This is a genomic window from Vibrio sabulosilitoris, assembly GCF_055391395.1.
In genome coordinates this window covers 3,094,463-3,111,923 of record NZ_AP029599.1, presented here as the reverse complement: position 1 = coordinate 3,111,923, position 17,461 = coordinate 3,094,463, and the positions used below count along the sequence as shown (strand labels likewise).

19 protein-coding genes are annotated in these 17,461 nt (G+C 50.3%); 10 read left to right on the top strand and 9 right to left on the bottom strand.

Annotated features, from left to right (window positions below):
- Positions 1–91: 91 nt before the first annotated feature.
- Together ACZ5R2_RS14620 and ACZ5R2_RS14615 are read right to left on the bottom strand one after the other, a co-directional pair.
- Positions 92–541 (bottom strand): YaiI/YqxD family protein, encoded by a 450-nt coding sequence (locus tag ACZ5R2_RS14620; protein WP_464900066.1) that lies wholly within the window; start codon positions 539–541, stop codon positions 92–94.
- Positions 538–825 (bottom strand): hypothetical protein, encoded by a 288-nt coding sequence (locus ACZ5R2_RS14615; RefSeq protein WP_464900065.1) that lies wholly within the window; start codon positions 823–825, stop codon positions 538–540. The genes ACZ5R2_RS14620 and ACZ5R2_RS14615 overlap by 4 nt, the downstream gene beginning before the upstream one ends.
- Positions 826–1,677: 852 nt before the next feature.
- Between ACZ5R2_RS14615 and ACZ5R2_RS14610 the strand changes: the two genes are divergently transcribed.
- Complete coding sequence (locus ACZ5R2_RS14610; protein WP_464900064.1) at positions 1,678–2,091, top strand: GNAT family N-acetyltransferase; 414 nt, start codon at positions 1,678–1,680, stop codon at positions 2,089–2,091.
- A 57-nt stretch (positions 2,092–2,148) separates the two neighbouring features.
- Here the strand turns inward: ACZ5R2_RS14610 and ACZ5R2_RS14605 are convergent, their stop codons facing one another.
- Together ACZ5R2_RS14605 and ACZ5R2_RS14600 are read right to left on the bottom strand one after the other, a co-directional pair.
- A complete protein-coding gene (locus ACZ5R2_RS14605; RefSeq protein WP_464900063.1) occupies positions 2,149–2,451 on the bottom strand; it encodes a DUF3301 domain-containing protein in 303 nt (100 codons plus the stop codon).
- Positions 2,452–3,492, bottom strand: a complete 1,041-nt coding sequence (locus tag ACZ5R2_RS14600) for a DUF3549 family protein (RefSeq protein WP_464900062.1) — start codon at positions 3,490–3,492, stop codon at positions 2,452–2,454.
- Positions 3,493–3,582: 90 nt separating this feature from the next.
- Between ACZ5R2_RS14600 and ACZ5R2_RS14595 the strand changes: the two genes are divergently transcribed.
- Complete coding sequence (locus tag ACZ5R2_RS14595) at positions 3,583–3,900, top strand: YqcC family protein (RefSeq protein ID WP_464900061.1); 318 nt, start codon at positions 3,583–3,585, stop codon at positions 3,898–3,900.
- Positions 3,894–4,613, top strand: a complete 720-nt coding sequence (gene truC / locus ACZ5R2_RS14590) for a tRNA pseudouridine(65) synthase TruC (RefSeq protein ID WP_464900060.1) — start codon at positions 3,894–3,896, stop codon at positions 4,611–4,613. Before ACZ5R2_RS14595 ends, truC begins: the two co-directional genes overlap by 7 nt.
- 146 nt (positions 4,614–4,759) lie before the next feature.
- Here the strand turns inward: truC and dxs are convergent, their stop codons facing one another.
- The 3 genes from dxs to xseB are packed head-to-tail and all read right to left on the bottom strand — an operon-like array spanning position 4,760 to position 7,785.
- Positions 4,760–6,625 (bottom strand): 1-deoxy-D-xylulose-5-phosphate synthase, encoded by a 1,866-nt coding sequence (dxs, locus tag ACZ5R2_RS14585; RefSeq protein WP_464900059.1) that lies wholly within the window; start codon positions 6,623–6,625, stop codon positions 4,760–4,762.
- 20 nt (positions 6,626–6,645) lie between these two features.
- Positions 6,646–7,530 carry a (2E,6E)-farnesyl diphosphate synthase gene (gene ispA, locus ACZ5R2_RS14580; RefSeq protein ID WP_464900058.1) on the bottom strand — a complete coding sequence of 295 codons (885 nt, stop codon included), beginning with the start codon at positions 7,528–7,530 and terminating at the stop codon, positions 6,646–6,648.
- Between the two features lie 9 nt (positions 7,531–7,539).
- Complete coding sequence (gene xseB, locus ACZ5R2_RS14575) at positions 7,540–7,785, bottom strand: exodeoxyribonuclease VII small subunit (protein WP_464900057.1); 246 nt, start codon at positions 7,783–7,785, stop codon at positions 7,540–7,542.
- Positions 7,786–8,143: 358 nt separating this feature from the next.
- Here xseB and pomA point away from each other — a divergent pair, with 358 nt between their 5' ends.
- The 7 genes from pomA (at position 8,144) to rlmM (ending at position 15,094) form a co-directional block, all read left to right on the top strand.
- Positions 8,144–8,908: a flagellar motor protein PomA gene (gene pomA / locus ACZ5R2_RS14570; RefSeq protein WP_464900056.1), complete on the top strand. Its 765-nt coding sequence runs from the start codon at positions 8,144–8,146 to the stop codon at positions 8,906–8,908.
- A 9-nt stretch (positions 8,909–8,917) separates the two neighbouring features.
- Complete coding sequence (locus ACZ5R2_RS14565; protein ID WP_464900055.1) at positions 8,918–9,859, top strand: flagellar motor protein MotB; 942 nt, start codon at positions 8,918–8,920, stop codon at positions 9,857–9,859.
- A gap of 271 nt (positions 9,860–10,130) precedes the next feature.
- Entirely contained in the window at positions 10,131–11,579 is a 1,449-nt protein-coding gene (gene thiI, locus ACZ5R2_RS14560; RefSeq protein WP_464900054.1) for a tRNA uracil 4-sulfurtransferase ThiI, read from the top strand.
- 493 nt (positions 11,580–12,072) lie between these two features.
- Positions 12,073–12,981, top strand: coding sequence for a transcriptional regulator GcvA (locus ACZ5R2_RS14555; RefSeq protein WP_438460331.1), 909 nt, complete (start codon positions 12,073–12,075; stop codon positions 12,979–12,981).
- Positions 12,974–13,597: an alpha/beta fold hydrolase gene (locus ACZ5R2_RS14550; protein WP_464900053.1), complete on the top strand. Its 624-nt coding sequence runs from the start codon at positions 12,974–12,976 to the stop codon at positions 13,595–13,597. The genes ACZ5R2_RS14555 and ACZ5R2_RS14550 overlap by 8 nt, the downstream gene beginning before the upstream one ends.
- Positions 13,590–14,006, top strand: coding sequence for a DUF423 domain-containing protein (locus ACZ5R2_RS14545; RefSeq protein ID WP_464900052.1), 417 nt, complete (start codon positions 13,590–13,592; stop codon positions 14,004–14,006). The genes ACZ5R2_RS14550 and ACZ5R2_RS14545 overlap by 8 nt, the downstream gene beginning before the upstream one ends.
- Positions 14,003–15,094 (top strand): 23S rRNA (cytidine(2498)-2'-O)-methyltransferase RlmM, encoded by a 1,092-nt coding sequence (gene rlmM / locus ACZ5R2_RS14540; protein ID WP_464900051.1) that lies wholly within the window; start codon positions 14,003–14,005, stop codon positions 15,092–15,094. The genes ACZ5R2_RS14545 and rlmM overlap by 4 nt, the downstream gene beginning before the upstream one ends.
- Before the next feature lie 51 nt (positions 15,095–15,145).
- Here rlmM and xni read toward each other — a convergent pair whose 3' ends face one another.
- Both xni and ppnN read right to left on the bottom strand, forming a co-directional pair.
- Positions 15,146–15,919: a flap endonuclease Xni gene (gene xni, locus ACZ5R2_RS14535; RefSeq protein WP_464900050.1), complete on the bottom strand. Its 774-nt coding sequence runs from the start codon at positions 15,917–15,919 to the stop codon at positions 15,146–15,148.
- Between the two features lie 69 nt (positions 15,920–15,988).
- Positions 15,989–17,350: a nucleotide 5'-monophosphate nucleosidase PpnN gene (gene ppnN, locus ACZ5R2_RS14530; protein WP_464900049.1), complete on the bottom strand. Its 1,362-nt coding sequence runs from the start codon at positions 17,348–17,350 to the stop codon at positions 15,989–15,991.
- Between the last annotated feature and the right edge of the window lie 111 nt (positions 17,351–17,461).

Here is a 17,461-nt window from a genome sequence, read left to right as displayed (position 1 = left end):
GAGCGAGGAGCGAGTTTCACTTCGTTCCGAGGTGCGAGTAATCCAAAGCGCGAACTGAACATTCTCGCCTCTCGCCTCTCGAATCTCGTCTCTATCTTTTCTGTTTAGCGAGCCAGCGATCCAGCTGGTTGGCAAACTCACGTCGCTCGGTTTGGCTTAGTGCGGCCGGTCCTCCGGTTTGGATGCCGCTTGAGCGCATTGTGTCCATAAAGTCACGGATGTTTAGTCGTGCCTTGATGGTTTCTTTGGTGTAGAGCTCGCCGCGAGCGCTGAGTGCAAGCGCGCCCTTACTGATCACCTCATCCGCGAGGGGAATATCGGAGGTGATCACCAGATCGCCGCTCTCACAGCGCTTAACAATCTCGTTATCCGCAATATCAAATCCTGCCGAGACTTGCAGTGAGCGAATATTGTCGCGCTTGGGCAATGGGATCGCGTGGTTAGCAATAAACGTACACATCACTCCAGTGCGCTCCGCCGCGCGAACGAGGGTTTCTCGAATCACCTTTGGGCAGGCATCGGCATCGACCCAGATACTCATGCTTGCTCCTCAAGCTTGGCTTCGAGCTGCTCGATACGTAGAGTTAGTGCAGCAACCTTAGCTTCAAGAGCGCTGAATTTATCAGTACTCTCACTCGGTGCCGCAACCTCAACTTTCGGTACTCGGCTGGCATTTTTCCAAGACTTGATAGCGGCAATCAATGCCGGCATGGGCACATTGGTGGATAGTCGGGCCTTAACTAACGCCACACTAGGCTCTTTGCCAAGGGCGTGGACTTGTTCAATCGCTCGCTCAATCTCTTGAGTCACATCTTTGGTAAGCATGGGTGCTCCCTTAGAATCATTGGTGGGTGAAATCAAATTGACGTATGGGCGTCATAATAGCGATTCTAGTGCCAATAGTGGAGCGATTTTGATGACTAGTGATGGATAGCGCAATGGGCGTTGACGTGTAAGAGATCTCTCACACGAAGTGTAAGAGTTCATTGTTTATATCAGCGTATTTGTCTGACACTTATTCATAAGCCAATGATATAGTTGGTTTTTATTGTTTTGGTTCGTTTTGCTGAGTAAAAGATTACGTGCCAGAGCATTGAGCAACTACCCCTAAAGGCGTAGATTAAGGGTGTCGACAGGGAGTCAGCACAAAAGGAAAATCCACTTCACGGAGCGAAGTGAATAAACAAGGTAGTTGGTTAGGAAAGCCCAAGGACTCGGTTTACAGGACGTAGCCAAGGAAGACAGGAAGACGCCTTAGGACGAGGCAGGAAACGCATTTAGGATGAGTGCCAAGGACACCACTCAGGGATAGGGTGACGTAACCTTTCTAGGATGAAAGGTGTAAGGATACTCAAGGACACCGCTAGGCAAGGCGATGAATGGATAGCTGAAGGAATCGGCACTATTACGGAAGATGCATGGAGCCTATTTTGTAGCTGGATTGCTGCGAGTAAGACCCTAGCCCCGATGCGCAAGTATCGGGGCTTTCTATTTGTTGTGGACTCTAAAAGCACCCTGCAGGGTATTGTCTAACTGCCCAATGTTTCGACTCGGTTTACTTATCGCTCCACGTTTGCTTTGCCTAACTATTTGTATCGAGAGGCTATCGTGACGCAGGTAACTCAACGGACTTTGTTGCTTCCGTATCACAACAATGAATTTAGAAATGAGTTCGTCATGCTCAATTGCAAGGCGAATAACCACAGCGAGGCAAGGCCAAGAACAACGGTCGCATGGGCAAAGCAGCAGTTTGATGCTATGTGTCAGGATGATAACGGCTGCTCAATCGCTGTGGTGCTCAGTCGGACCAATGAGTACATTGGCCATATCAGTATTGCGGATCTAAACACCCAGCCCCGACTCAGTTTTATTTTTGATCGCGATGTATGGGGCCAGGGACTCGCCAGTGAGGCGCTCAAAGCCTTCCTACCCAGGGCGGTGGTTCAACTTGGCTTGCAAAGCGTAACGGCGAGCGTACGGCAAGGGCAAAATAGCGCGAGCCACTTATTGACCAAGCTCGGTTTTGCACAAACCGGACTGTGTCAGGACGCGCAGGGCACCTACCAAGAATATCAATACAGTCCGGCCTAGCGCGGCCCGACCTAGCGCGGCCCGACCTAGCGCGGTTTAAATGGTTATCAATTTGGGTTACTGCATCCTATGCGGTGGTAAGACAAAGTTCATTGGCCTGAAACCTACCATGGTTAACTCGCCGGTATAACAATCATCACCCAAAGCGGAAAACTCAAACTGATAGACTGTATGCCAACGCCAGCGTCCCGTAGGTGTTTTGAAGCGATGTGCTCCAAGGGCGATGCTGACCAGTTGCAGGTCCAGTTGATCGCACTTGCGCTGGATGGCGGCTTTGGCCAGCTCGGCCTGGCGGCGCTGTTGCCAAAACGCAAAACACAGTAAACTCAGACCTAATATTGCCAGCAGATCTCCTATCATCTAACTTCCTTTTGTTTGCGTTTGCAACTGCGTCAGTGCTTGCGCCAGCTCGGCAGATGGATTGCTGTGCAGCAGCGGCAAGAGGACAATGCGCAGTTCAGGGAGCATAACCAAGTCTGCAAAGATTTGGTTAAATAGGGTTTGATTGCCTGCCTGTGCCAAGCGAAGTAGGTATTTTTCAGCAGTGCTTGGTGTTGCCAGCCAGTGCCAACAGCGCCCGGCAATGGCAATCAGTACCTCTGGGTGGCTTAAGCGTGGGCTGTTGAGAATGGCTTGATATTGTGTCTCAACATCACTGGCCGTCGCGCCCGATAGTGAGCGCACGAGTGCTGAGAGAAGAAATAGATCAGGCTCGTGGCTGTCTATCTGTGCTTGGGTCAGTTGGTTTAGTTGGGTAGTGAGCTTGTTAGGCAGTTCGACATGCTCAAGCGCACCAAGCAGGGCATACAGTGGCTCATTGGGTAGGTGAGTGAGCGACTGGGTAATGTCGGTGCGATTTTGTTTAAGGTTTAGGCGCGCAGCCATATCGGTAATGCCTTGCAGTCCAACCGTTTGCCAATTATTCCAGCCCATATTGCCAGTGAAGTAGTGCTGAGCATGCTCGTAGTATTGGCTTGTGGGAAGATCGAGCTTGGAGCGCACTAGGCTATGGAATACGGCCATTTTGTCTTCAGAAGGCTTGAAGGTGAAGGGATTATTGGCCAGTTTTTGCTGTTGTTCCTCACTCATATCAGTGCTCAGACGCGCGCCCATCGCCTCAAGGACATACTTGATAAATTGGCCGACACTGGCCTGTTTGAGTAGTCCGCGCTCATCGAGTTCAAACTTGATAAACCAGATCCACGGCTGCTTGTTGTGGTTCCAGTAAGCAATGCCCAGTTGAGCGTGGCGCTGAACCGGGTATGGGTATGGCTGCAAGCCCTGCTCCACCTTGGCAAAAGTCTCGTTATCGATCGCCTGGATACGGCGACCAAGGTCAAAGATTTGATAGTCACAGCCACTGTTATTAAGCAGTTCAGTAAGGGTATGCAGGGTTTCCATGTTCACTCAGCAATAAAAGAGAATATTACCTTGTTAAATGGTATCCTTAGCGCCATTTTCAAGGTCTAGAATCAATTTACTTGGTGAAACATGTCACGTAGTCAACGCGTCTCCCAGCTCTTGCTTGAGCTTGAGCAAACTATGCGCAAAGGTGGTCTCTGGCAAAGCGTAGCCCCCAGTCAAGAAAAGCTTGCCAGCCGCCAGCCGTTTGCTATTGATACCCTTACTCCAGAGGAGTGGTTACATTGGGTATTTATTGTGCGTATGCGCGAGATGATCAACACACAACAGCCACTGCCAGTTGGTTTTGAGATAAGCCCATACTTTGAACAGGCCTGGCAGACAGGAGAGCACCAAGCGCTGCTGGCCTTGATAAGTGACATAGATAAGGCCTTTTCAGCATGCTAGAAATCATCTATCAAGACGACTATTTGGTTGCGGTTAATAAGCCTGCGGGTATGCTGGTCCACCGCTCTTGGCTTGATAAGCACGAGACACAGTTTGTGATGCAAACCCTGCGCGATCAGATAGGTCAGCACGTGTTTCCTCTACACCGCCTTGACCGTCCGACATCGGGTGTGTTGGTCTTTGCCTTGTCGAGCGAGGTCGCCGCGCAGGTGATGCCGATGTTTGCTAACCACGAGATGGAAAAAACCTATCACGCGGTGGTGCGTGGTTGGATAGAGCAGGGGGATGTGCTGGATTATCCCCTCAAGGTTGAACTGGATAAGATTGCTGACAAGTTTGCTGACCAGGACAAAGAGGCTCAAGAGGCAATTACTGCCTATCAGCCACTGGCTAAGGTCGAGGTAGCGCACTCTACCGGACGCTTTCCAACCAGCCGCTATTCTCTGATTGAGATGAAGCCAAAAACCGGTCGCAAGCACCAGTTACGTCGTCATATGCATCACCTCAGCCATCCGATTGTGGGTGATACCACGCACGGTGATGGTCGACACAATCGCTTGTATCGAGAGCACTATGATTGCCACCGCTTGCTTTTGCATGCCTCAATGCTGGAGTTTGTTCACCCATTTAACGGTAAAAAGCTTAGGTTAGAGGCGAATTTTGATTCAACTTGGCAACGTCTGTTTAGTGAGTTTGGGTGGAAACAGCCTTAAAAACTAGGACCGAGGTTCGGGTACGCTTCGCTGCGGGGTACGAGGGGTATTGTGCGTGCGATAGATTGGGTAATTATCGGGACTATGAGTAACTTGTTGCTAGCTCATAAAAAAGCAGACTTCTGAGAGTCTGCTTTTTTTAGGGGTTATTTGGCTAGATAGTCTTCGATGGAGCTTTGGATACCTTTGGCGTCTAAGCCGAGTTCGGTGTAGAGCTCTTGTTGGGAGCCTTGGGCGACAAAGCGATCGGGTAGACCAAGATTGAGTACTGGTTTTAAGAGCTTGTGACTCATCATAAACTCAAGTACGCCTGCGCCTGCGCCGCCGGCAATGGTGTTTTCTTCCAAAGTGACTAGGACATCGTGGCTGTTGGCAAGCTCGATAATCAGATCTTCATCGAGTGGCTTAACAAAGCGCATGTCCGCCACCGTTGCATTAAGAGATTCCGCAGCAATCATTGCTTCAGGCAGGAAGGTACCAAAGCTTAGGATCGCGACTTTCTCACCTTGACGCACTATACGCCCTTTACCAATCTCAAGCGCAGTAAATTCTGCAGCAACCTCAGCGCCACAGCCACTGCCGCGAGGATAGCGCACGGCGCTTGGCCCTTGATGTTTATGACCGGTGTAGAGCATTTGGCGACACTCGTTCTCATCACTTGGCGCCATGATCACCATATTGGGGATACAGCGCATAAAGCTAAGGTCAAACGCTCCCTGGTGGGTTTGACCGTCTGCGCCGACTAGACCGGCACGGTCAATGGCAAACATCACAGGTAGGTCCATGATCGCCACATCGTGGATCAGCTGGTCATAGCCACGTTGCAAGAACGTCGAGTAAATCGCGACGATCGGTTGGTTACCACCAATCGCTAGACCAGTCGCTAGCGTTACGGCGTGCTGCTCGGCGATGGCAACATCAAAGTACTGATCTGGGTACTGCTTAGAGAAACGCACCATGCCGGATCCCTCACGCATCGCTGGCGTTATCGCCATCAAATTCGCGTCTTGCGCGGCCATATCACACAAAAAGTCACCAAAGATATTCGAGAAGGTTGGCTTGGCGCCATTACTCTTCGGTAAGCGGCTTTGGGCTGGGTCAAATTTGGGTACCCCATGATAGCCAATCGGGTCTTTCTCCGCTGGCTCATAGCCCTTGCCTTTCTTGGTCATGATATGCAGGAACTGCGGACCTTTAAGATCACGCATATTCTTAAGCGTTTTGACCAAATCCAAGACATCGTGACCATCGACAGGGCCAATATAGTTAAACCCGAGCTCCTCAAAGAGGGTACCTGGGATCACCATGCCCTTCAGATGCTCTTCGGTGCGGCGAACCAGCTCTTTGATAGGTGGTACGCCAGAGAGGACTTTTTTACTCCCCTCACGAATCGAGGTGTAGAAGTTGCCAGACAGCATCCGCGCAAGGTGATTGTTGAGCGCCCCAACATTCTCCGAGATCGACATTTCGTTGTCATTGAGTACCACCAGCATATCAGCATCGACATCACCGGCATGGTTCATGGCCTCAAATGCCATTCCTGCTGTAATGGCGCCGTCGCCAATTACGCTCACAACCTTGCGGTTCTTGCCTTCTTTCGCTGCTGAAATCGCCATGCCTAAGCCAGCGCTGATTGAGGTCGACGAGTGGCCAACGGATAGAGTGTCGTACTCGCTCTCTTCTCGCCAAGGGAAAGGGTGCAGGCCATTCTTTTGACGGATCGTCGACATCTGATCACGCCGCCCGGTGAGAATTTTGTGCGGATAAGCTTGGTGACCCACATCCCACACCAACTGGTCAAATGGGGTGTGATAGACATAGTGGATCGCTACCGTAAGTTCGACGGTGCCAAGACCGGAGGCCAAGTGTCCGCTCGACTGACTAACTGAGTTGAGTAGGTAGGTGCGGAGTTCTTCACATAACTGCGGCAGAACTTCTTTCGGCAGACTACGAAGTTCTTCTGGGGTATTTGCCAAAGCCAAAGTTGGATATGTTGCAATATCAAGAGTCATTCTTATGTGCGCACTTTTTATTAGTTCTTTCGCTCAATCACATATTGAGCAAATGATTGTAATAGGGTTGTATCATAGGGCACTTCGTTTAATGCCTGAAGTGCTTCTTCGAGGAGCAAGCTCGCCTTTTGTTGCGCGCCGTCTAAGCCTAAGAGTGCAGGATAGGTACTCTTGTGCAGCGCGATGTCTGAGCCTTGCGGCTTGCCCAATGTTTCAGTATCGCTGGTTAAGTCCAGTATGTCGTCTTGAACCTGGAATGCCAAGCCGATGGCGGCGGCAAAGCGGTCAAGTGCTGGCATGACGCTAAGACCCTTTTCACCCGCGGCAAGCGCCCCAAGGCGAACGGCACAGCGGATCAATGCTCCTGTTTTATTACGATGGATCTCTTCAAGCTGTTCAAGTCCAACCGCTCGATTTTCTGCTTTTAGGTCGAGGCTTTGCCCGACACACATTCCCTGCGCTCCTGATGCACGGGCAAGCTCAGAGATAAGTTTGACGCGCATTGGCTCAGCCTCTGCTGACAAAGCGCCATCCGCTAAGATGGTGAAGGCGAGTGTTTGCAGCGCATCGCCAGTAAGTATAGCGGTTGCTTCGTCAAATTTAACATGACAGGTTGGCTGGCCTCGACGAAGTTCATCGTCGTCCATCGCAGGTAAGTCATCGTGGATCAATGAGTAAGCGTGGATACACTCGATGGCACTAGCGGGTGTGTCAAGGTGTTCAAGTGCCTGGCCAAGCATGCTGCCAACCGCGTAGACCAAAAAAGGTCTCGCTCGTTTGCCACCTAGCAGCAGACCATGCTTCATCGCTTGGATCAGGGCATCGTCTTGATGCGGTAATATGGCTAGCCAGCGGTTGAGCTGCTGGTTATTGCGTAATTGATATTCGCTTAAGGCCTCGATCATGATTCGTCTTTATGATTCTGGTTCAGATTGAAAGTCATCGAGCGGTGCATTTTGGCCCTGCTCGAGCAAGATGCTGACGCGCTGCTCGGCTTGTTCGAGTTTCGATTGGCTTGCTCGTGCTAGCGCGATGCCGCGCTCGAACTTTTTCAATGCATCTTCAAGGGCAAGGTCGCCATTTTCGAGCTGTTCAACAAGCATATCGAGCTCTTCAATACTGGCCTCAAAGCTCATATTTTCTGGTTTCTTAGTAGCCATTCAATATCCCTTCTCTTACGAATGTTGGCAAGTTACATGAGGGCAGGGTAATGGTCAAACTTATCAGGCTTTTTTATCACAAAAGTCATGAATTTGTCCGTGATAAACGTCATGTGTAGTTAAGCATTAAGTTGGTTGGAACTAAGCTATCGTTTTGCGTCGGTGAGAGAGGCACAAGGTGAAGTTTTTGGTAGAAAAATCTACTTTTGACTAAATGTTATCGCCAAGGTGCCGATAATGCAGATATCTGCGTTGATCATAGCGGGCAATTTGTTGACCTAAAGTGCAGCATCAACGATATGAACTGAGTTAGAATAGCGCCGATTTTGGCGTTATAAATAAGTACGAGGAGCATCGAGTGGATTTAGCAACCCTGATAGGGCTAATTGGTGGCTTTTGCTTTGTGATCATGGCAATGGTGATCGGCGGTAGCATATCAATGTATTTTGATGTGGTCTCTATCTTGATTGTGGTTGGCGGCTCGACCTTTGTGGTGTTGATGAAGTTCACCGTTAGCCAGTTCTTTGGCGCGACTAAAATTGCCATTAAAGCGTTCACTTACAAAACCGACTCGCCAGAGGACTTGATCGCTAAGATCGTTGAGATGGCGGATGCCGCTCGCAAAGGCGGTTTTTTGGCACTTGAGGAGATGGAGATCTCCAATAGCTTTATGCAAAAGGCGATAGACTTACTGGTTGATGGTCATGATGCCGATGTGGTGCGCGCTGCGCTGCAAAAAGACATTGGCCTGACAGATACGCGTCATGATGCTGGAGGAGCGGTTTTCCGCTCTTTTGGTGGCGTCGCTCCAGCGATGGGTATGATTGGTACCTTGGTGGGCTTGGTCGCCATGCTATCTAACATGGATGACCCCAAAGCGATTGGTCCTGCCATGGCGGTGGCTCTGTTGACCACCTTATATGGGGCTATCCTGGCCAACATGGTGTTTTTCCCCATTGCCGACAAGTTGGCCTTGCGCCGCGAACAGGAGACACTCAATCGTCGCCTGATCATGGATGGGGTTCTCGCTATCCAAGATGGGCAAAATCCGCGCGTGATAGACAACTATCTCAAAAACTACCTGAACGAAGGCAAACGCTCTTTGGGCGTTGACGGCGAATAGGTTAGCACCATGGAGCAAGAGAAGTGTAAATGCCCCCCTCCTGGAGCACCCGCTTGGATGTCGACGTTTGCCGACTTGATGTCACTGTTGATGTGCTTTTTTGTGCTGCTGCTGTCTTTCTCTGAGATGGACGTGCTTAAGTTTAAGCAAATTGCTGGTTCAATGAAGTTTGCCTTCGGGGTACAAAATCGACTCGAGATCCAAGATATTCCCAAAGGGACCAGTATCATCGCGCAAGAGTTTCGTCCCGGCCGCCCAGAGCCGACACCAATTGATGTGATTATGCAGCAAACCATGGACATCACTCAGCAGACCTTGGTCTTTCATGAGGGGGAGTCGGATCGTGCGGGGGGCACCCAGCGTAACGCCGGGCGCATGACTGGCGGGCAGTCACCCGATGTGTCCACTCAGCAAAACCAAGATAATGAGCCTGAGATGGATCAGCAGCAGGCGCAAGCGATGTCTCAAGAGATGGAGCTACTGGAAGAGTCACTCAACACAGCGCTACATCGTGAGATTGAGAGTGGTGCGATAGAGCTTGAAAACCTTGGTCAGCAGATCGTGATCCGTTTGCGCGAGCGAGGAGCTTTTCCTGAGGGCTCCGCGTTTCTCCAGCCTAAGTTCCGACCTCTTGTACGTCAGATTGCTGATCTGGTCAAAGACGTGCCGGGTATGATCAGCATTTCGGGACACACAGATAATTTGCCTCTGCAATCAGAGCTGTACCGCTCAAACTGGGACCTATCATCGCAGCGTGCGGTATCAGTGGCACAAGAGATGGAAAAAGTCGACGATTTCCCTAATCAGCGAATGCACGTACAGGGCTTTGCAGATACTCAACCGCTTGAGCCCAATGACAACGATGCAGCGCGTTCGCGCAATCGTCGCGTCGAGATCAACATCATGCAGGGTGAGCCATTAGTGGCAGAAGAAGTGCCTATCAATCGATAAAATTCAGAGTCTTATGATTTAAAACTCGACGAGCTATTTGGTGGTTTATTACCACACTTCAAGTAGCTCGCCGATTGCTGTTGTTTACGTCTGTTGTTAGACATCTGGACGTCATGTATACTCACCGACCTTTAATATACCAACCCAGACAAGGATTTGTTCGATAGGCTTGGTGCCACGCGGTAGCCTCAGGTTGCTATGCTTATAGAGCCTAGTTAGGTCTACCACTCAGTGCTCTTGTATCCGATTACGAACAAATGGCGAAAAAGTTATGAAATTCATTGTAAAGCCCCATCCAGAAATTTTTGTAAAAAGTGAATCGGTGCGTAAGCGCTTCACCAAAATTCTAGAATGCAACATTCGTAACATTATCCAGCGTCGTTCAGAGTCGGTAGCGGTGTTCAACCGCCGTGATCACATCGAGGTGACCTCAGAAAGCGATCAGTACTTCAACGAGGTATTGGAAGTGCTGACTATGACGCCGGGTATCCATCACGTGCTTGAGGTGAAGCAGTCAGAGTTCACTGATATGCACAACATCTTTGAGCAAGTGCTGGAGCTTAATGGGCCTAAGATTGAGAACAAGACCTTTGTGGTGCGCGCTAAGCGTCGCGGTAAGCATGATTTTACCTCCATTGAGCTTGAGCGCTACGTAGGTGGCGGTCTAAACCAGGCGGTAGAATCAGCTTCGGTTAAGCTCCACAAGCCAGAGGTCACGGTTAAAATTGAGATTGCGGGCGACAAGCTCAATCAAGTCATTGCCCGTCATAAAGGTCTTGGTGGCTTCCCTCTAGGTACACAAGAGGATGTATTGAGCCTGATCTCGGGTGGCTTTGACTCTGGCGTCTCAAGCTACCTACACATCAAGCGTGGCTCAAAGACCCACTACTGCTTCTTCAACCTCGGCGGGCCAGCGCACGAGATTGGCGTCAAGCAGGTCGCACACTTCCTATGGAACAAATATGGTTCATCGGCGAAGGTGAAGTTCATCGCGGTGGACTTTGAGCCGGTCGTGGCTGAGATCCTCGAGAAGGTGGATGATGGTCAAATGGGTGTGGTGCTTAAGCGTATGTTTATGCGTGCCGGCGGCATGATTGCGGACAAGTTTGGTATCCAAGCACTGGTCACTGGCGAAGCATTAGGCCAAGTATCCAGCCAAACCTTGACCAACCTGCGCCATATTGATGGTGTGACAGATAGCTTGATCCTACGTCCACTGATCAACTGGGACAAAGAAGACATCATCGACCTTGCGCGTGAGATTGGTACAGAAGACTTTGCCAAGACAATGCCAGAGTACTGCGGCGTGATCTCACGCAAGCCAACCGTTAAAGCGGTAAAAGCCAAGCTTGAAGCGGAAGAAGAGAAGTTTGATTACTCAGTGCTAGACAAAGTCGTCGCGGAAGCGCGCGTGATGGATATCCGCGAGATTGAGACCGAGAGTCAAGAAGCCGCGCCAGAAGTCGAGCAAGTGCAAGATGTCGAAACCGATGCTATCGTGCTTGATATTCGTAGTCCAGAAGAAGAGGACGAGAGCCCTCTTGAGATCGATGGTGTCGATGTCAAACACCTACCTTTCTACAAGCTAGGTACTCAATTTGGCGATCTTGACCAACAAAAGACCTACCTTCTGTACTGTGACCGTGGCGTAATGAGCCGCCTACAGGCACTCTACCTGCAAGAGCAGGGCTTCAACAACGTGAAGGTTTATCGCCCTTAGTTTCGCAGGCTTGATGAATAATTTAGACAAAGGCGTAAATCTTATCGGTTTGCGCCTTTTTTTATTTTTTTAGACAAGATGCGAAGAGTCGAGAAGCGAGATCGCGATGCTGCGAGAGGCGAGAAGTTTTTACGCGCGCTGAAGCACTCGCACCTCGTCCCTATGTTTTGCCCCTGTGTTTTACGCGCATAAAAAAACACCGCCATCAATAGGCGGTGTAGAAAAAATCTTTTTGACAGACAGGTCAAAATGAATCCAGGAAGTATGGTTTAGTCGCCAAGGAGGCGGCGACCAAACGACTGGTAGAAATCTACCTAAACTCGAAATTCGAGTTTTGCAAACACAACATCATAGTAACCAGCCAATTAATTCTAGAGAGAATTAAGCCGTTCAGGCTCGTTGCTACGGGGAGAAATATAGAATTTCTCTGGCTGTTGAGCAATCGACAAATTATAATGTTTCGGATTAAAAAAACTAATGGAAAACTTGTCCGATGTCACGCCGACTCCCCCCGCTCAACTCACTCAAGGTATTTGAGGCTGCTGCCCGCCATCTAAGCTTTACCCGCGCTGCTGAAGAGCTGTTTGTCACTCAGGCTGCAGTCAGTCATCAGGTCAAAGCACTGGAAGAATTTCTCGGCCTTAAGCTGTTTAAGCGGCGCAATCGTTCGTTGCTTCTTACCGAGGAAGGCCAAAGCTACTTTACCGATATTAAAGATATTTTTACCTCGATTGCAGAAGCCACTGATAAGGTGCTTGAGCGCAGTGAAAAGGGTGCTTTGACCATCGCTATGCCACCAAGCTTTGCCATCGAGTGGCTAGTGCCTCGCCTGGCCGATTTTAATCAACAAGAGCCGGATATCGATGTGCGCATTAAGGCTGTGGATCTGGATGAAGGCTCACTGACAGACGATGTCGATGTCGCGATTTATTATGGCAGAGGCAATTGGGGCGGATTGCGTGCGGACAAGCTTTATCAAGAGTACCTTATGCCACTGTGCGCGCCGGCATTATTGCTGGGACAAAAGCCACTTGAGGCATTAGCAGATCTATCCAAACACACCCTGCTACACAACACCTCGCGTAAAGCGTGGAAACAGTTTGTGAAGCAAAACGATCTAACCTCAGTCAATGTCAATCAAGGTCCTATTTTCAGCCATACCTCAATGGTGCTTCAGGCAGCCATTCATGGTCAGGGAATTGCATTGGGTAACAATGTTCTAGCGCAGTCTGAGCTGGATGCTGGGCGCTTGATTGCCCCTTTTGAACAGGTGCTTTTAACCCCGAACGCGTTTTATGTGGTGTGTCATGAGAAGCAAGCGGATATGGGGCGCATCGCCACTTTCCGCGACTGGATGATTGCCAAGGCCAATAGCGAGCAACCGGAGGTGCTCAATGGATAATCGATTAATTGATGGCGGCGCGCAGCAGCCGCTGTTTCTTTTTGCTCATGGTGCAGGCGCCGATATGACCCATGATTTTATGCAGTCTGTGGCCAGCCAGTTAGCCCAGCATGGGGTGCAGGTGATGCGGTTTAATTTTCCATATATGGTTAAGCGAGCCGAAGACGGTAAACGTCGCCCACCTGATAGAGCCCCAAAGCTGCTCGAGGCGTTTACCCAAGTGATTGATAGCGTCGCGCCACGCAAGGTTGTGATTGGTGGCAAATCGATGGGAGGACGAATGGCCAGCTTACTTACCGAGCACCCCAACGTTTTGGCGGTAGCCTGCCTTGGCTTTCCTTTTCATCCCCCAGGAAAGCCAGAAAATTATAAGGGCGAGCATCTGGCGACACTCGATAAACCTTGCTTGATCTTGCAAGGTGAGCGAGATGCCTTCGGTAAGCGCGAAGAACTGGCTGAGTTTGCTCTATCAGACTCGATTAGAGTGCACTTTATTGATGATGGTGACCATAGCTTCAAGCCACGTAAACGCTCAGGATTCACTGAGGCGGATAATCTGAGCGTTGCCGCGCAGCAGTTGGCCGCTTTTGTTAAGGAGCACTCACACCATGCGTAGCCACTATCTACTCGCTTTGGGCGGCGGGCTTAATGGGTTAGCTGTGATGCTGGGGGCGTTTGCTGCGCACGGGTTGAAAGGCATTGTCAGTCCCTACCTGCTTGAGGTGTTCCAGACTGGGGTGCAGTACCAGTTTATTCACGCTCTGGCGATTATCGCCTGTGCTATCGTTATCAAACAGCTCGAGATGAGTGAAAAGGCGAAAAAAAATTTTTGCCGCGCCGCAATTTGCTTTATCATCGGCACCCTTTGTTTTAGTGGCAGTCTGTATGCACTGGCGCTGACAGGCATCAAGTGGTTTGGGCCAATAACCCCGCTTGGTGGCATGACATTTATTTTTGGTTGGGGACTGTTTGTTCTCGCCGCACTTCAATCGAATACTAAGCAGAATAACGAGGGTAACTTGTGAAACACTTAATGCTTTACTGCCGCTCAGGCTTTGAAAAAGAGTGTGCTGGTGAAATCCAGGACAAAGCAACTCAGCTGGAGGTGTTTGGCTTTCCTCGCGTTAAAAACCACTCTGGCTTTGTGCTGTTTGAGTGCTATCAAGACGGTGATGCAGAGAAGCTGGTCAAGCAGCTAGATTTTAAATCACTGATCTTTGCCCGCCAGATTTTTGCCGTGGCGGCGGAGCTGAAGGATCTACCGAGTAGCGATCGTATATCACCAATCCTAAACGAACTGGCCGATGTTGAGCACTTCCCACGCTGTGGCGACCTGCGCATTGAGACCCCTGATACCAACGAAGCCAAAGAACTACTGAAGTTCTGCCGTAAGTTCACGGTACCGATGCGTCAAGCTTTACGTGGTAAAGGCCTGTTGCTGGCGAAAGACAATCCGAAAAAGCCCGTTTTGCACTTGTGCTTTGTCGCCCCGGGTCACTGCTTCGTTGGCTACTCACTGACCGAGAATAACTCGCAGTTCTTTATGGGTATTCCACGCTTGAAGTTCCCGGCGGATGCGCCAAGTCGTTCAACGCTTAAGCTTGAAGAGGCTTTTCACGTGTTTATTCCACGTGATGAGTGGGATGAACGCCTTGCTTCGGGTATGTGGGGCGTTGACCTCGGTGCTTGTCCAGGTGGCTGGACGTATCAATTGGTCAAGCGTTCGATGTTTGTCCATTCAGTGGATAACGGCATGATGGCTGACAGCTTGATGGAAACGGGCCAGGTTAAACACCATCAAGAGGATGGGTTTAAGTTTGAACCAGCCCGCAAGAACGTCACTTGGCTGGTGTGTGACATGATCGAGAAACCGTCGCGCGTTGCTCAATTGATGGGTGAGTGGATCATCCGAGGCTGGGCAAAAGAGGCGATCTTTAACCTCAAGCTGCCAATGAAGGGGCGCTACGATGAGGTGCTTGATGATATCGAGAACTTGAAGCTGTTCCTGATTGAGAATGGGGTCAAGTTTAAACTTCAAGCCAAGCACCTGTACCACGATCGTGAAGAAATCACGGTTCACGTGCAGTGCTTGTCAAATATCTCCCCTCACTAATCAGTGCGAGCCGAGAGTGAGACAGTAAGGGAGCCAAAAGGCTCCCTTGGTTTATTCTGATGGTGCGTAACGAATATCTTGCAGGTTAAAACCGAGTTCAATATCGGTTTTAAGCGCAGATACTCGCTTAGACAGACGCGCAGACTCGATATGTAGGTCAAACTTCTTGCGATATTTGGCCGCGAGTTCCTCTGAGGCGTGAGCTGTTTCGATATCAGGGTATTGAGTGAGGATGTCTTTAGCGGCTTTGGGGCCGATACCGGGGATCCCGGGTACCTGGCTCGAGCTTACCCCGGTCAAACCCCAATAATCGGCGAGTTGATTGGGTGTTACGCCAAACTCTTTCTCAATAAATGGCGCGTCGAGCCAGCGGTGCTGGAAATAGTCACGGATTTGCAGCGTGGGTGAGAGCAACTGACAATAGCCTTTATCGGTCGAGATAATCGTGACTTTTTCACCATGACTGGCCACCTTGACCGCAAGGGTTGCCACTAGATCATCGGCCTCATCCCCCTCAGACAACAGCGAATCGATACCGAGCTCCCACCACGCTTGTTGAATGCGGTCTAATCCGTTGAGAAGGGGCTCCGGCATGGGCTTACGATTAGCCTTATAATCTGGCAGCAGCTCTGCGCGCCAACCACGCTCTTGCAGATGATGATCAAACACCGCAATGATATGCGTAGGTTCACTCTCGTTGATAATTCGCTTCAGGGTACGCTCAGTGGTGGTAATCGTGCGCGTGATATCACTTGGATCAGGCTGAGCAGAGTGCACGCGGCGAATGAGGTTTAAGGCGTCAATAATAACCAGGTGAAGAGACATAATGATCCAAAAAATAAGGGCTTAATCGCCCTTATTGTAAACAATGTGCCGTGGAATGTCAGCGATGTTTCAGTTGGCTATGATTTTGTAACACGGCACATAGGCACTGCCACCTGGCAGCTTCATCCGTCCTTGGTCGACAAAGTCTTGCAGCAGTTTGTCCATTTTTTTCATTAGCGTGCGATCGCCGTGCAGCTCAAATGGGCCATGTCGCTCGATTTCTCGGATCCCCTCTGCTTTGACATTCCCAGCCACAATCCCAGAGAAAGCTTGGCGCAAGGCGGCAGCCAAATTCTCCGGTCGCTGATTGAGGTGAAGATCCAGCGCCGCCATATTGTCGTGGTTGGGGTCAAAGGGCAGCTGAAACTCAGGCGCAATCTTGAGTGACCAGTTAAAACTATAAGCATCCTCATTCTCGCGTCGGTGGCTGCGCACCGCTGTCATGGCTTGTTTCATTGCGCGCGCGGCCTTAGCAGGGTCGTCTATCACTATGCTGTAGAGCTTTTGCGCTTGCTCACCTAAGGTATCACCGATGAAGCGGTCGATTGAGCGAAAGTACTCCTCGCTCTCTTTCGGGCCAGTAAGAACGATGGGTAGAGGCTGATCGGCATTTTCTGGATGCATCATGATGCCTAAGATATACAGCAGCTCTTCCGCAGTGCCTGGGCCTCCCGGGAAAATGATGATGCCGTGAGCAACGCGGACGAAGGCTTCAAGGCGCTTTTCGATATCCGGCATGATCACCAGCTCATTGACGATTGGGTTTGGCGGCTCAGCGGCGATAATCGAGGGCTCTGTCAGCCCGATATAGCGCTGGTTGGTGTAGCGCTGCTTAGCGTGGCCAATAGTCGCGCCCTTCATTGGCCCCTCCATCGCACCAGGGCCGCAGCCAGTACAGATATTCAGTTCACGCAGGCCAAGTTCAGCGCCGACCTCTCGGGTGTATTGATATTCGGTTGGATTGATGGAATGGCCCCCCCAGCAGACGATAAGGTTTGGGTCCGTGCCGGGGATCAGGGTGCTGGCGTTACGCAGAATACTAAACACGAGGTTAGTGATGTGCACCGCATTGGTGAGGTTATAGCGTTGATTATCTGCGAGGTGCATATTGACATAGACAATGTCGCGCAGCACGGCAAAGAGGTGCTCTTGGATCCCTTTGATGATTTCACCATCAACAAACGCCTGATCGGGTGCATTGGTTAATTCAAGTTTGATGCCGCGCTCACGGCGCATGACGGCAACGTCGAATGATTTGTGCTGATCCAACAGCTCCTTGGAGTTATCGGTGTGGCTGCCAGAGTTGAGCACCGCTAAGGTGCAGTTACGATACAGTTGGTAGAGCTCGCTAGATGCGGTTTTTTTTAATCGTTCCACCTCGAGCTGAGAAAGCAAGTCCATGCTACCCGCGGGACTAATATGGGTGATCATAAAAACCTCCTTTGAGGTTACCTGAGATAGGTAGATTTAAGTTATTGTTCTAATGAGGGTAATTCCCACCTCTGTTACTATCCAGGTCACCGTAACCTTGCTTACTGAGCG